The organism is Cytophagales bacterium, from assembly GCA_019456305.1.
In the GTDB taxonomy this organism is placed as follows: domain Bacteria; phylum Bacteroidota; class Bacteroidia; order Cytophagales; family VRUD01; genus VRUD01.
Genome location: VRUD01000008.1, coordinates 11,120 through 25,542, shown reverse-complemented (window position 1 = coordinate 25,542; position 14,423 = coordinate 11,120). Strand labels below are relative to the sequence as shown.

The following is a 14,423-nucleotide window of genomic DNA, read 5'->3' as shown; positions in this document are numbered from 1 at the left end:
ATCGCTCTTACTGTATTTGTGCTTTATCCTTTTAAGCCAAATGTAAAGAAAGATTAATATGATTGAAATTATGCGTAATATTTTTCAATTCCGGGAACTTTTTACTTATTTCATCCGTGTCTTTCAAAAAGACAAAACGGGTAAATACCCATCCAGCATATATATTAGGATGATGCATGGTATCAACAGGATCGCCATCGTTGTTTTTATTTTAGGCATGGTCTTTTTTATCATAAAAATGATATTAAGGTGAAGTTTAATGTACCCGATGCCAATCCCGAGTACTCGGGATTAGCATCGGATATTCGTATACAGTCATGAAACAAATCTTTTTCTTTATATGTTATCTTTTATTCATGTTTGATCTGAATGCTCAATCAGACACGATAGTTACCAAAAGCGGACTGAAATACGTCCAAATAAAGCCTGGCAACGGTGAAAAGCCAATGAAGGGCAGTAAGATCAAGGTAAACTATACAGGCAAGCTTAAAAATGGGGACATATTTGATTCAACTGCAGATCAAGGGAAACCTTTTAAATTCAAGCTCGGTGCCGGTGAAGTAATTAAAGGCTGGGATGAAGGCTTTGCCTTAATGAGTAAAGGAGAAAAAGGGATCCTGATCATACCACCGGAATTAGGTTATGGTAAAAAAGGAGTACCGGATCCCTATGAAGATAACATATATGTTATACCTCCAAATGCAACCTTAGCCTTTGAAGTGGAGCTCCTGGATTTTAAATAATTATGAATTCAATAAAGAAAATATCATTTTTTTTAACATGTTCATTGGCTTTGTTTTATGGATGTAGTGTGAACAAAGTAGGGGATCATAAAAACATTCTTGACAAATTTGTTTATCTTAATTATGGACTTGAACAAGCTTATCAGGGGTCGGTTAATGATAATATTATGCTGTTTTACAAAATTCAGGCTGCGGTTGAAAAGGGAGGCAGTAAAAGAGTTGACCTGAATGTGCTGAACGAGGCAAAAAATGTCCGGCAAAAAAGCATGGACCTGGCGCTGGAAATCGAGAAATGGAAGCAAGAGCTTATTGAAGCATGCGGAGGCATTGACCGGCACGGAAATATTATAAAAAAAGCGCAAGAAGAGCAGGTATTCAATATTATGGTTGGAAAAACAAAGAATGGGCATGGTTATGAGCTTAAAAAGGACCTGGATGCACACTTAACCTGGTTAGAATCAATTACGGGGCAAAAATATCAGCCAGGGGCGCTTGATGGCTGGGATGACCCTGTCTTTAAGCATGATGCGAATCGAAAGAATAAAGATTTTGCAGAGGTGGTTTTTGCAACTCCTGTAGTTGCCGCATTGGCTGTGCTCAGCCAAAAACAAGCCTATATCAGCAGCCTTGAGGAAAAAGTTTTGAATTACCTGGCTGTGCAGGTAGGCGCTGAGATAAAATATGGCAGCGGGGATTACAAAGATGCCATCCGGGATTTCAGTAAAGCCATGGAGTTGTATCCTGATAATGATAAAGCCTATCATAATAGTGGTCTTGCAAAAAATAAATTGGGAGATTATGAAGGCGCCATACAGGATTTTAGTAAAGCAATAGAGTTAAACCCCGGTAATGCTGATGCTTATTATAACAGCGGACTTGCTAAAGCCAAACTCCTTGATAATAAAGGGGCAATACAGGATTACAATAAAGCCATAGAGCTAAACCGTGATAATGCTGAGGCCTATCTAAACAGGGGTGCAGTTAAAGAAAAATCAGGAGATTACAAAGGCGCTATAAAGGATTACAATAAGATCATAAAGCTAAAACCTGACGATGCCCGGGCTTTTTCTATGAGAGGAAACGCTAAATATAAATCAGGGGATTACCAGGGAGCAATACAGGATAACAATAGGGTTATAGTATTAAAACCAGATGATCCGGGCGCTTATTTGAGCAGAGGTGGAGCTAAGCATAATTTAGGGGATGAAGCAGGAGCTATAGAAGATTATAATAAGGCCATAAAGTTAAAACCCGATTATGCCGAAGCTTATTATAGCAGCGGCTTGACTAAAGCCGAGTTAAAAGATTTCAAAGGAGCAATAAGGGATTATAATAAAGCAATAGAATTAGATCCTGATTATGCCGATGCCTATCTTAAAAGAGGTGATGTGAAAGAAGGATTAGGAGATCACAGAGATGCTATTAAAGATTACAACAAGGTTATTAAGTTGAAACCCGATGATGCGGGGGCATTTTTGAGCCGCGGAGGCGCCAGGCATAAGTTGGGTGACTATAAAGGAGCGATCCAGGATCATAATAAGGCCATAGAATTACAAAAACCCTATGATGCCCGGTATTATACCAACAAAGGCAGTGCAAATGCTTATAACAGGGGAATTGCCAGAACTGATCTGCTCGATTACAGGGGCGCAATACTTGAATACAATGAAGCCATTGAGCTGAATCCTAAGTTTGCTATGGCTTATATCAAAAGAAGCCTTGCCAAAGCCATTATAGGGGATAGCAAAGGAGCTATACAAGATAGTAACAAGGCGATAGAGCTAAAGCCTGGTTTTGCAGAAGCGTATATCTCCAGGGGCCTGGCCAGATATGGTTCAGGTGATAAAAGAGGCGCTTGCTTAGACTTGAGTAAAGCTGAAAAGCTTGGTTATTTAAAGGCGTATGATCTGATCAAGCAGTATTGTAATTAAGAGATGCCTAAATGTAGAGACGCCCAATTTGGGCGTCTCTACATTTAGGCATCTCTTAATCCTCATATCACCCTCACATTCCCCCCATCCACAGGAATCTGAGCGCCTGTAGTTTTTCCAAATATGGGTCCAACCATAGCGCAAGTTAGCGCTGCAACATCTTTTGATGTTACCTCTGTTTTTAACAGGTTATCTTTTCTATATTGTTCCACACTCATTCCATATTGTTTAGCCCGGCTCTTTAACACCTCCTCCGTCCATATTGCTGTGTCAAACACAGCATTGGGGTGGATCACATTGACGCGTATTCCGGAAGCTGCCAGCTCTAAAGCAGCGACACGAGCCAATTGAGTTAGTCCTGCTTTGGCAACAGAATAAGCCGAAGCCCCGGGACCGGGCGCTGCTACATTCTTGGAAGCGATGATAACCACAGCAGGCGTTATGCCCTGTTTGAGATAAGGAATACAAGCTTGTAACATGCGTTGATGACTCGTCAAATTTATTGCAATACTTTGATCCCACCTTTCCGCATCCATATCTGCAATATCTTTACTGGCAGGGAATATACCGGCATTGCTGATCAGTATATCCAGGCCGCCAAACTGACGAATGGTTGCTTCAACAGATTTCCTGACTTTTTTCTGATCGGTAATATCGCAAGCTAATTCCACAATATCCTTTTGATTGAACAGACCTGTTATTTTAGGATTAATATCGAGCGCTGCTACGGCTGCACCTTGCGCATGTAAAGATTCTACACAAGCGCGTCCGATTCCACTGGCCGCACCTGTAACCAATGCGATTTTACCTTGTAAAGGGAGAGGTAACCCACCTTTGCGGAGTTTCGCCTGTTCCAGTTCCCAATATTCTATATCAAAGATATCTTTCTCCGGTAATGCTTTCCAGCCTTCCAGCGCTTCTCCACTCCGGATAGCCAGAATAGTATGTCTTTTGATGTCAGCTATAATTTCAGATTCTTTTACACTGCTGCCAAACGTGATGGTGCCACGTCCCGGCCAAACTGCCCAACGGGGTGCCGGATCCAAACAAGTAAGTTTACCATTAGTGTGACGATCAAAATATTTGCGGTATGCCTTAGAATAACTACTGATATCATTTTCTAAATCTGTGCCTGCCCCGATTTCTCGGTGGTAATCTGCGTAATCTGTGGTCAAAATTACAGGAATGCGTTTGGTGCGGATCACATGGTCTGGCGTTAATGGCCCGCGGACAGCAATGGAAGCAGCATCAGGCAAATTGGCAAAGCTAAGCGATTCCGGCTCATCATCTAACCTGGCAATCATGGCTGTTCCTTTAGTTTTGGAAACGGCTTGACGAATACGAGCTAATTCCAAAAAATTTATTCGCCCGGAAATTTGAGACGAGGCTATTACATGGGCTTTTTTTCCCATTTTCCACTTTCCATTTTCCATTTTCAATTTTAGATAACCCTCTGCCTCTGTAACTATCCGGATCATCTTTTCATAACTGCTTTTGGCATTGTCGTCAAAGGTAAAGACGCCATGATTCATTAAAATGATCCCTTCAATTTGCTTCCAGTCTATATCCCGTGTCATTTCATAGACTTTTTTAGCAAGAATAAACCCCGGCATCACGTAAGGGACAATGAGCACACGATTGCCGTAGATCTCCCTGATCCGCTCTTCCCCTTTTTCTGTATTGGTGATGGTGACCACGGCATCAGCGTGCGTGTGATCTACATATTTGAAAGGAATGATCGCATGTAAAATGGCTTCCACCGAGGGATTGGGAGCGCTGGGATCGGTCATTGCTGATCTTTGTACGCTGACCATCTCTGTATCGCTCAATTTGTCTAATGCAGCCATTTGCTTTAATACGTCTAATTTGACTGGGGCAAATCCGGCTGCTTCAATGGTTGCCAGGTCCCAGCCGCTGCCTTTGACGTATAAGATCTGTTCTGTTTTCCCGAATAAGTTAGTAGCTTCTGCCTTTACCGAGGTATTGCCTCCACCGTGCAGTACCAGGTCTGGTTCCTGTCCTAAAAGTTGAGAGGTGTATACCCGTAGTTTCAGAGGGTCATCAGCAAGCTTCTTTGCCTGATTATTATTCCATAAACTTTTCATAGACACAGATAATACAGGTTATAAAATATTTTTCTCAAAAGTAAGTAATAATTGTTTTTTTTAAGTTTTTTTTATCTCTGTCAATCCCATAGTTTACAGTCTTTTACCATTGGTTGTTATCGGTTGTTTTGTTGTTTGATGAACTTCTGTCGGTTTATTTTATTATCCGATTTTACTTTAATAAAATAAATACCTGCTGTCAGATCTGCAATGTCAATGTTTGTTTGCTGTCCTGTTGCTTCTGAATAAATTTCTTTTTCTCCGAGCAAATTGTAAATCTCAATTTCTGTGTTTGATTTATTGTTTGGAAATATTAAAGTCAAAATATCTGTTGCTGGATTAGGATAAATTTTAATATTCATCAATTCTATTTCAGAAATTCCGAGTGGAATAGTTAACACAGCAGACGAACTTGTATTATTACAACCTCCTAAACTATCATAAACTATACAATGATAGTTGTAGTTGTTCATAATTAATTGAACGTTAGAAATTGTCAAGGTGTCGGTATACACTCCACTATAAGGCCCAGCATTTGTTAAGTTTACATATCCTAATCCTGCATCTTGTTGCCACCTATAATAAGCATTAGCTGATGCTGAAATTGCAAACTGTGCATTTGAACCTATAATTGCAGCTTGATTCTGTGGTTGTGAGTAAATAGCGCAACTTATGGGAAAAGTGTAATATGGATTTTTAACAAGAATTTGTTGCGTGATTGTATCCGAACAACTGTTAATATTGTCGTTCGTAATGAGATAAACAATCCAAGGTTTGGCTTTTGTATAGTTAACATAAGGAAATAAATATGAAACAGATTGTCCGCTAAGAAGAATTGGATTACCAAAACCTGTCAAATAAAAACTGTAACTCGTTGCATTTTTATTCATAGCAGTAAGTGTCACAATCGCTCCATCTATTTGGTAGTCAATAATTACTTCAAAGTTTGCAGAGCAATTTTGATAATTAATAGCTGAAGTATATTGGTATGGAAGTGTCTTGTAATACTCCTTTAAAATTCTGTATCCGTTTATACTGTCATTTGTAGTTGCACGCATCCCGTGAAGAAATAAAGAAGAACCCCAGCCACCAAGCCCAACCGAACCACAATAATTTTGTGCAGGTCCAGCAACATGACAATTAGTATTAGCGCCTGAACAATTTGTAGATAAATTTGTAGTTTGAAGATATGTTCCAATTATTGTATCAGAAAATAAAACATTACAAGTAATGGTGTCGGATTTTATAACGGTAATCCAACTCTCATATCTGTCTACACAATTTGAAACTGTGTCAAGTCCGTATAGCGTAACCAAATATTCTCCGTTGTCCGGAAAAACATGGATTGGAGAAACTGAATTAGAACCAGAACCGTCACCAAAGTTCCAATAGTAATGCGCATTAGAAACAACTGAAAGATTAGTAAAAGTCAGCGTGTCAGTTGTTCCGCTATAAGAATAATTACAAGTGCATTGTCCTTTTGCAGTAATAATTCCTGTTACAAGAATTAGAACTAATGTCGTAAGTTTTTTCATTGTCGTTAGTTTTAAAATAACCGATAACGGCTATCAGGCGTGTGGGCTTCTGTGCTTCGTTCATATCCATAGCACAAAGATAGCAAAAAATAATGAAATTTCAGAAGGCTTTGAAAAACTGCATAAAAGTCCCGATAAAATCGGGACTGTGTATATTTATTTTTGATAATTTTCACCATCCCGAGTAACCTGAGATCAACAATCCAAGCTACATATCCACTCTCTCCACCCCCTCAATCTCCATAATAAGCTCTTCACCGTAAGCTGTTGCCGGAGTTTGATAACCCGCTTTAAAATTTCCCGCTAAGATTTTTTCTATTATTTTTAGGGAGGTGAGTGCCGTTAATTTGTAAGCGTCAGGTAATTTTAATATCGCTCTTACAGGTTCACTTTTTTCTTTATTGTCAATTGCCAACTGTTTACTGTCAACTGACCTAACCTCTCCCCATACATAACTCTGCGCTGTATTTCTTTGTTCTTCAGTCGGGCCAGGCTGATTTTTGGTGATCCTGTTTTTTACAAAATTGTGTATCAATGGGTTTTTAAAGATCCAACCCAAAAAATTGATCTTCTTCATCCATTTGACCATTGCGGGTTTTACAATAAAGTAAGTTGTAATATTTGGAATGCCTGTGCTGAGGTAAGCTGAAAAAAGATCTCCTAAAGGTACGGTTACGCCTGTATAATTTGTCGAAATGTCATCCCGAGTACTCGGGATGACATTTCTAAAAGGAAAAGAAATGTCATGTCGGGATGCGTAAGCGTGGGGAACTTTTAATATTTCTCCATTCAATCTTATGGCGCCTTTTTTTGAAATATTTTCAATAATGGTTTGCGCTGTGCCTTGCGAAATGCCACCCCTTGACATGATCGCCAAATCGAGATGTGTGGCGGTCGTGGACATTTTGTTTTTCAGATAGAGCGCCAGGCAATCCGAAGGAACCACATCAAATCCTGCTCCCGGTAAGATCATTATTTGTTTTTCTTTGGCAACTTCATCATAGCTTTGCAAAGTTTCAAAAATGATCATCTCACCTGTTATATCTATATAATGGACAGACGTTTTCAGGCAGGCTTTTACCATTTTTTTAGCAGTACGGGAAAAGGGCCCGGCACAATGCAGTACAGCTTTGGCCCTGCCGTTTAAAGCATTTTCTATCTTTTCTTCATCTTCAAGATCGAATACCAAGTGATGAAGGCCATGCCGTTTGGCTAATTCTGCTACTTTATCCTTATTTCTTCCTCCTAATATGGGCTTTAAACCTTTTTTTACAGCCATTTCGGTGATCAATTTGCCGGTGTATCCATTACAGCCGTAGATGAGAAAGGTACTGGGGTTATTGCTGTTATTTTCCAATAGTTTCGTTTTGAATCGGTTCAATTATGAGTGCATAGCGCATGGCAGTAGACAATAGACAGTAGACAATAGACAGTAGACAATAGACAGTAGACAATGGACAATAAGACAATAGATTAATTGTTTTTTTTACGTGTATATTTTTCAGGATAATTTATCATATGATTTAACATTTTACCAATCTCGTGTTCTTTTTCAAACCAATCATTTTTAGTTTTTTCAGAAATATATTTACACGGTTAATTCTTTAAATTTAAACATAATATTCTATTATAACTTGATTGCAATTGTCTTGTTTATTGTCTATTTGTCTTTTGTCTACTGTCTATTGTCTACTGCCATGCGCTCTGAGTCCGAAGTAAAACATCATAAACCCACCGGTGACAAACATGATCAGGCTGTAGATAGCGGGTGTGATAGACATTTGTGAGTTGTGAAGGATTGAAAGGGCGATAAATATAGCTAATGTGCCGTTTTGGATCCCTGATTCTATTGATATGGTGATTGACTGCGGTAAATTCAATTTAAACAACTTTGCGGTATAAAATCCTGCCAGCATGGTTGTAACATTTAAGGCAAGGACTACCAATCCAACTTGTTTGAAATAATAAACCACGTTTTCTTTTTCTTTTAGAAGAAGACCAGCTATGATCAAAGCCAGAAAAACCACAGACATAATCTTAACGGGTTTGTTCATTTTTTCTGCAAAACCCGGTGCAAAGTGGCGGATAAGCATCCCTATTGATACCGGTACAACAGTGATCAGCAATATTGTCAGGATGGTTTTCGGTACATCTAATTTGATTACCTCTCCTCCAGTCATAAAATAATCCAGGGCAAAATTGATTATAAATGGAATGGTAATAATTGTGAACAGGCTGCTTATGGCAGTCAAAGTAATGGAGAGAGCTGTATCTCCCTTTGATACATGGCTGATTAAATTCGAGGTAACACCGCCCGGTGAAGCGGCTAATATCATAATCCCCACCGCTAATTCAGGTTTTAAAGGAAATAACCAGGCAAAAAGAAATCCTATTAAAGGTAAAAGGATAAGCTGGTTGGTTAATCCAAGAGCAACTGCCTTAGGATACAACACTACCCTTTTAAAATCATCCATCACCAGGGCTAATCCCATCCCCAGCATGATGATAGCTAAGGCTGCCGGAAGAAAAACGTCTGTGATAATGCTTGATTCCATAATTTGATAATGTTGGGGGTAAAGATAATAAAAAAAATTATAAAAATAAGAAAATATCGAAAACTGAACAGTAGACAGTAGACAATAAGACAATAGATTAATTGTTTTTTATAGTCCAAATCCTACGTGTAATCCAAGCATTAGATGTATGTCGTCTTTTGCATAGGCAAACTCGAATGTCGGCCCTATGTGTATTTTGTTAAACTCAAAGCCGTAAGCGGTCTCAAGGTGTACTGAAAAGTCGGTCGTATTTTGTACGAAAACAAATCCTGGCGCAACGGTGATTGATAGTGCATGTGTCGGAAGGTAAGTCAGGTTTATGAAAGCAGCATAATGTTTATGCTCGTCCAGAATTGTCTCGAAGCCCAAACCTGTCCCAAGATTTACGTTTCTAATGTCAAAGAGGTAAGTGTAATGTATGTGTACTCCTGCAGCCAAGTCATTTTCTGTCAGGACGGATGCAAGTCCACCGGCAAGTCCAATGTGGTGTCTGTGGTCGTCTGTGTCGTGAAGATCATTATGGTCTTGTCCGTAAAGTGTCATTATACAAAGCCCCAATCCAATTGTCAGTGAAATTAGTTTTTTCATTACGTGTCATTGTCCCTTATTAAATTGCCCCTAACTATTGTCTATTATCTTCCTGGCAATAATCTCCTTCATAATCTCATTCGCCCCCGCATAAATCCTTTGCGCCCGGCTGTCGGCATAGGCGCGGGCTATCCAATATTCCCACATATAGCCATATCCACCATGAAATTGCAGGCATTCATCTACCACTTTGCACTGCAGATCAGACATAGCATATTTTACCATAGCAGCAGTTGGAGCGTCCAGTTCATGTTTGAGGTGCAGTTCGATGCATTTATCAACAAAGGTTCTTCCGATCTGGATCTCGGTAGCCATTTCGGCTAATTTGAAACGGGTGTTCTGAAATTTTGCAATCGGCCTTCCAAAAGCGGCTCTATCTTTTGTGTATTGAATGGTCTTTTCAAGTGCAGTTTCTGCCACTACCACAGCTATAATACCTACCAGCAATCTTTCCTGCGGCAGCTCCTGCATTAAATAAGCAAATCCTTCCCCCTCTTTGCCAAGCAGATTGGTTTGGGGCACTTTTACATTGTCAAAAAACAGCTCACAGGTATCCTGGGCTTTCATGCCTATCTTTTTTAAGGGCTTGCCCTTTGTAAAACCTTCCATCAGAAGCCCCCCTAAATCCCTTCCGAGTACTCGGGAGGACTTTTTGTTTCCCCCCTTCGGGGGGACTAAGGGGGGCTTCTCCATCCCGGATTCCATCAGTAACAGACTGATCCCTTTAGCTTCGGCTTTGGGATCAGTTTTGACAACCACCACCACCAGGTCTGACATATAACCATTGGTTATAAAAGTTTTAGAGCCGTTTACAATATAATCATCTCCTTGTTTTATTGCCGTGGTTTTGATTGCCTGCAGGTCACTGCCGGCTCCTGGTTCTGACATGGCAATAGCGCTTATCACCTCACCGGCTGCCATTTTCGGGAGCCATTTTTTCTTTTGTGCCTCAGTGCCCTGATGCAGAATGTAGGGAGTAACGATATCAGAATGAACCGCAAAACCCGGTCCGGTGCAGCCTGTTTTGCAAAGCTCTTCTATGAGAATGGTGCTGTAAAGAAAATTCAAACCGCTTCCACCATATTCCTCAGGTATCTCAGTGCATAAAAAACCCGCTTCACCGGTTTTAAGCCAGGCGTCCCGTGAAATATGACCGTCTGTTTCCCATTGGTCGTGAAAAGGGACGATCTCTTTTTGAAAAAAATCACTAATGCTTTTTCTTACAAGATCATGTTCTTCTGTGAAAAGTGTGCGTGGGATCATAATTTATTTACGATTTACGAATGACGATTTACGAATAAAATTAAATAATATTTTTAATTTTCCACTCTTCAATCTTTCTTTTCGAATATCCCAGATCAGCTAAAACTTCCTCCGTATGCTCTCCATGCAAAGGCGCTGGTTTCTTAATTTCAAATTCAAAACTACTAAATTTTAACGGCAAAGAAAACTGGATAACGTCTCCTTCTTCAGGATGTTCTTTAATAACTACTGTATTTCTTGCCACGACCTGTTCATTTTTTATGGTTTCAGATAATGATAGCACCGGGGATATGCAGCAATCAATATCTTTGAAATGATCCATCCATTGTTCGAGTGTTTTGGTCTTAAATAATTCAGAAAGTTCTTTGTAGACTTTTTCTGCCTCGTCACCAGAAACCATGTGACTATCAGTAAGATCATCCCTCCCTACAGCCTCACAAAAGCGTTCCCAGAATTTAAATTCCAGCGCTGCCAATGCAATATACCGGGAATCTTTTGTTTCATAAATGTTATAGCAATGCAAAGCCCCATTTAGCATATCGGAGGTATCAAAACCCAGTCTTTCTATGCTTTTTAAGTGTGCTAATGCGGTGACGGAATGCGCCAAAACCCCGTCAAAAATTGATACATCAATATACTGGCCTACACCGGTTGTTTTTTGCTGGATCAGGGCAGCCAGGATCCCCATTGCAGCATTTAGTGAACCACCAACAATGTCACCAATCTGAAAGTTTGGTATTGAAGGTACCGGGGTTTGCCGATTGCCAACTGCCAACTGCCTACTGCCAACTGGTTTAATAATACCTGCATTGGAACAGTAGTTTAGATCATGACCTGCCTTATCCCGGTAAGGTCCCGTTTGCCCATAGCCTGAGATAGAGCAATAAATTATTTTGGGGTTAACTTTTTTAATGGTTTCGTAGTCAATGCCGAGTTTCTTTACCACTCCCGGACGAAAGCTCTCTACGATCACATCTGCAGTTTCAGATAATTTAAGAAACACTTGTCTGCCTTCTTCCTTTGCCAGGTCGAGCGCTACAGAGCGTTTATTTCGGTTGACTGCTAAAAAAAAAGAGGAATTCTTCTTTTGCATAGGGGGGATTGACCGGGCATAATCTCCCATTTTGGTATCTTCAATTTTTATCACATCAGCGCCCATATCGGCTAAGTGTAAGGTGCACATAGGGCCCGGCAGGAGCCGGGTGAGGTCTACTATCCTAACTCCATGGAGGGGTTTGGTTGACATATGCAGAAAAAATCAATAGATTGTTACTTTTTTAATTAAAGCATGCCGGTTGTTTGAAGAAGTAATTTTGACAAAATACATTCCCCCTGGTAGATATTTGGTGTTAATTGTTGATTTAATAACACCATTTTCATTATTCAAAACACCAAAGAATACAACCTTACCCAGCATATCTGTCATTGATAATTCAACGGTTTCATTTAGCCCTTCAATCATGATCTCAAAATTACCGTTGTTCGGATTGGGATAAACCTGAAAATTGAAGGTTGAAAATTGAAGATTGGAAATTCCTGTAACTTCAGAAACTGTAACAACAGCACTGTCTATACAGCCATTGCTGTCAGCAACAACAACTGTATAAGTGCCTGCTGACAAGCTGGTAGCAGTATCAGTATTTTGTGAACCTGCTGCTGCATCCCATAGATATGAATAGGGTGGGGTGCCTCCTGATACTGTTACCCAGGCAATACCTACAGAACCACTTGAAGTATCAGGGAGTGAAAATGTTGTTAAAACAGTGGCTGCCGGTTCAAAGATGATTAATATACTACCGGCAGTGGTACAACCGATGGAATCCTGTACGGCTATATTATAAGAGCCGGCTCCCAAACCTGTAAATATTCCAGTGGTATTTAAAAATGTGGTACCCCCATCTATTGAGTAATTTAAAACACCAGTTCCTCCTGTTGCCATAATTGTGATCGTTCCATCAGTCAAGCCATTGCAGGTGATATCCATTGCTACTTCTGAAGTTATTATAGCTGTGGATGGCTCATTGACCGTTACTGTACTTCCAATAACGGTACAGCTATTTGAATCCTGAACCACTACATTATAATTACCCACGGTTAATCCGGTAAAGATACCCGTAGTATTTGGAAATGTAATACCGTTATCTACGGAGTATTCCAGCGTACCTGTTCCTCCGGAAGCCGTTATTGTTATTGTTCCGTCACTACCCCCGCAGGTTGTTACATTTGTTGGAACCTCTGAATTAATGCTGATTGCTGCCGGTTCGTTGATCATTACCGTACTTCCAATTGCTGTACAGCCGTTTGAATCCTGTACTGCTATATCGTAGTTTCCTGCACTTAAACCTATAAAAGATCCTGTACTATCCGGATAGGTGGCTCCTCCATCTATTGAATAATTTAATGTTCCGGTACCGCCATTTGCTGTTATTGTGATCGTTCCAGTGCTATCCCCGTTACAACCGGTTACATCTGTTGTTCCTTCCGAACTGATACTAAGTATCAACGGCTCATTGATAATTAAGGTGCTTCCGATTGCCGTACAGCCAATTGAATCCTGTACCGCTATATTGTAGGATCCTGCACTTAAACCTGTAAAAAGACCTGTGTTGTTCGGATAGGTGGCTCCTCCGTCTATTGAATAAATTAATGTTCCTGTACCACCAGTTGCGTTTATTGTGATCGTTGCATTGCTATCACTATTACAACCCGTTACATCTGTTGGAAGCTCTGAATTGATGCTTATTGATGACGGCTCATTGATAATTAAAGTACTGCCCAATTGTGTACATAGATTAGTATCCTGTACTGCTACATCATAAAAGCCGGTGCTCAAATTTGTAAAAACTCCTGTTGTATTTGGATAAGTGCTTCCACCGTCTATGGAATAGCTTAAGGTACCGGTACCCCCTGATGCGATTATGGTTATTGTACCATTACTTCCTCCGCAAGTAGTAACATCTGCCGGTATTTCTGAACTGATAATGATAACCGGATACAGTGTTACTACTACTGAATCTGAATCTACACAACCGTTGGCATCTGTTACGGTTACCGTGTAAGTAGTGGTTGATGTCGGGCTGGCAACCGGATTAAAGATATTGGGGTCACTCAAACCTGTTGTAGGGCTCCAGTTGTAGCTCACGCCCCCGCTTGCAGATAATGTTGTACCTGATCCAATGCAAATACTGGCGTCAGTTCCTGCGTTGGCGGCAGGTAAAGAATTTACAGTTACTATTACAGAATCTATATTTACACAACTATTAGCATCCGTTACTGTTACCGTATAAGTGGTGGTTGATGTTGGGCTGGCAACCGGATCAAAGATGTTAGGGTTGCTCAAACCTGTTGTAGGGCTCCAGTTGTAGCTCACGCCCCCGCTAGCAGATAATGTTGTACCTGCCCCGGTACAAATACTTACATCTGTTCCTGCGTTTGCGACAGGTAAAGAATTTACTGTTACTACAACAGAATCTATATTTACACAACTGTTAGCATCCGTTACTGTTACCGTATAAGTGGTTGTTGATGTCGGGCTGGCAACCGGATCAAAGATGTTAGGGTTGCTCAAACCTATTGTAGGGCTCCAGTTGTAGCTCACGCCCCCGCTTGCAGATAATGTTGTACCAGATCCAATACAAATACTGGCGTCAGTTCCTGCGTTGGCGATAGGTAAAGAATTTACCGTTACTACTACAGAATCTAT

General features: G+C 40.3%; 11 protein-coding genes. 3 read left to right on the top strand and 8 right to left on the bottom strand.

Annotated elements, in window-relative coordinates; genetic code table 11:
* The first annotated feature begins 58 nt into the window (after positions 1-58).
* From FVQ77_02820 to FVQ77_02810, 3 genes are all read left to right on the top strand, one after another.
* Positions 59-253 carry a hypothetical protein gene (locus tag FVQ77_02820; protein ID MBW8049275.1) on the top strand — a complete coding sequence of 65 codons (195 nt, stop codon included), beginning with the start codon at positions 59-61 and terminating at the stop codon, positions 251-253.
* 64 nt (positions 254-317) lie between these two features.
* Positions 318-743, top strand: a complete 426-nt coding sequence (locus tag FVQ77_02815; protein ID MBW8049274.1) for a hypothetical protein — start codon at positions 318-320, stop codon at positions 741-743.
* Positions 744-745: 2 nt separating this feature from the next.
* Positions 746-2,674: a tetratricopeptide repeat protein gene (locus FVQ77_02810; protein MBW8049273.1), complete on the top strand. Its 1,929-nt coding sequence runs from the start codon at positions 746-748 to the stop codon at positions 2,672-2,674.
* Between the two features lie 62 nt (positions 2,675-2,736).
* Here the strand turns inward: FVQ77_02810 and FVQ77_02805 are convergent, their stop codons facing one another.
* The 8 genes from FVQ77_02805 to FVQ77_02770 form a co-directional block, all read right to left on the bottom strand.
* Entirely contained in the window at positions 2,737-4,779 is a 2,043-nt protein-coding gene (locus FVQ77_02805; protein ID MBW8049272.1) for a bifunctional aldolase/short-chain dehydrogenase, read from the bottom strand.
* A 116-nt stretch (positions 4,780-4,895) separates the two neighbouring features.
* Entirely contained in the window at positions 4,896-6,314 is a 1,419-nt protein-coding gene (locus FVQ77_02800; protein MBW8049271.1) for a T9SS type A sorting domain-containing protein, read from the bottom strand.
* Positions 6,315-6,522: 208 nt separating this feature from the next.
* The gene (locus FVQ77_02795) at positions 6,523-7,671 is read right to left on the bottom strand and encodes an NAD(P)H-binding protein (protein MBW8049270.1); all 1,149 of its coding nucleotides are present in this window, start codon (positions 7,669-7,671) and stop codon (positions 6,523-6,525) included.
* A 325-nt stretch (positions 7,672-7,996) separates the two neighbouring features.
* A complete protein-coding gene (locus tag FVQ77_02790) occupies positions 7,997-8,869 on the bottom strand; it encodes a bile acid:sodium symporter family protein (GenBank protein ID MBW8049269.1) in 873 nt (290 codons plus the stop codon).
* A 108-nt stretch (positions 8,870-8,977) separates the two neighbouring features.
* Positions 8,978-9,457, bottom strand: a complete 480-nt coding sequence (locus tag FVQ77_02785) for a hypothetical protein (GenBank protein ID MBW8049268.1) — start codon at positions 9,455-9,457, stop codon at positions 8,978-8,980.
* Between the two features lie 30 nt (positions 9,458-9,487).
* Positions 9,488-10,720 (bottom strand): acyl-CoA dehydrogenase, encoded by a 1,233-nt coding sequence (locus FVQ77_02780; GenBank protein ID MBW8049267.1) that lies wholly within the window; start codon positions 10,718-10,720, stop codon positions 9,488-9,490.
* A 40-nt stretch (positions 10,721-10,760) separates the two neighbouring features.
* Positions 10,761-11,966, bottom strand: a complete 1,206-nt coding sequence (locus FVQ77_02775) for a CoA transferase (GenBank protein MBW8049266.1) — start codon at positions 11,964-11,966, stop codon at positions 10,761-10,763.
* A 12-nt stretch (positions 11,967-11,978) separates the two neighbouring features.
* The coding region (locus FVQ77_02770; GenBank protein ID MBW8049265.1) for a T9SS type A sorting domain-containing protein at positions 11,979-14,423 on the bottom strand (2,445 nt) is incomplete at its 5' end.

Excerpts from the sequence above, each read along its gene's own strand:
- FVQ77_02790 (MBW8049269.1), bottom strand. The coding sequence starts at position 8,869 with ATGGAATCAAGCATTATCACAGACGTTTTTCTTCCGGCAGCCTTAGCT.
- FVQ77_02785 (MBW8049268.1), bottom strand. The coding sequence starts at position 9,457 with ATGAAAAAACTAATTTCACTGACAATTGGATTGGGGCTTTGTATAATG.
- FVQ77_02780 (MBW8049267.1), bottom strand. The coding sequence starts at position 10,720 with ATGATCCCACGCACACTTTTCACAGAAGAACATGATCTTGTAAGAAAA.
- FVQ77_02810 (MBW8049273.1), top strand. The coding sequence starts at position 746 with ATGAATTCAATAAAGAAAATATCATTTTTTTTAACATGTTCATTGGCT.
- FVQ77_02805 (MBW8049272.1), bottom strand. The coding sequence starts at position 4,779 with ATGAAAAGTTTATGGAATAATAATCAGGCAAAGAAGCTTGCTGATGAC.
- FVQ77_02815 (MBW8049274.1), top strand. The coding sequence starts at position 318 with ATGAAACAAATCTTTTTCTTTATATGTTATCTTTTATTCATGTTTGAT.
- FVQ77_02775 (MBW8049266.1), bottom strand. The coding sequence starts at position 11,966 with ATGTCAACCAAACCCCTCCATGGAGTTAGGATAGTAGACCTCACCCGG.
- FVQ77_02820 (MBW8049275.1), top strand. The coding sequence starts at position 59 with ATGATTGAAATTATGCGTAATATTTTTCAATTCCGGGAACTTTTTACT.
- FVQ77_02800 (MBW8049271.1), bottom strand. The coding sequence starts at position 6,314 with ATGAAAAAACTTACGACATTAGTTCTAATTCTTGTAACAGGAATTATT.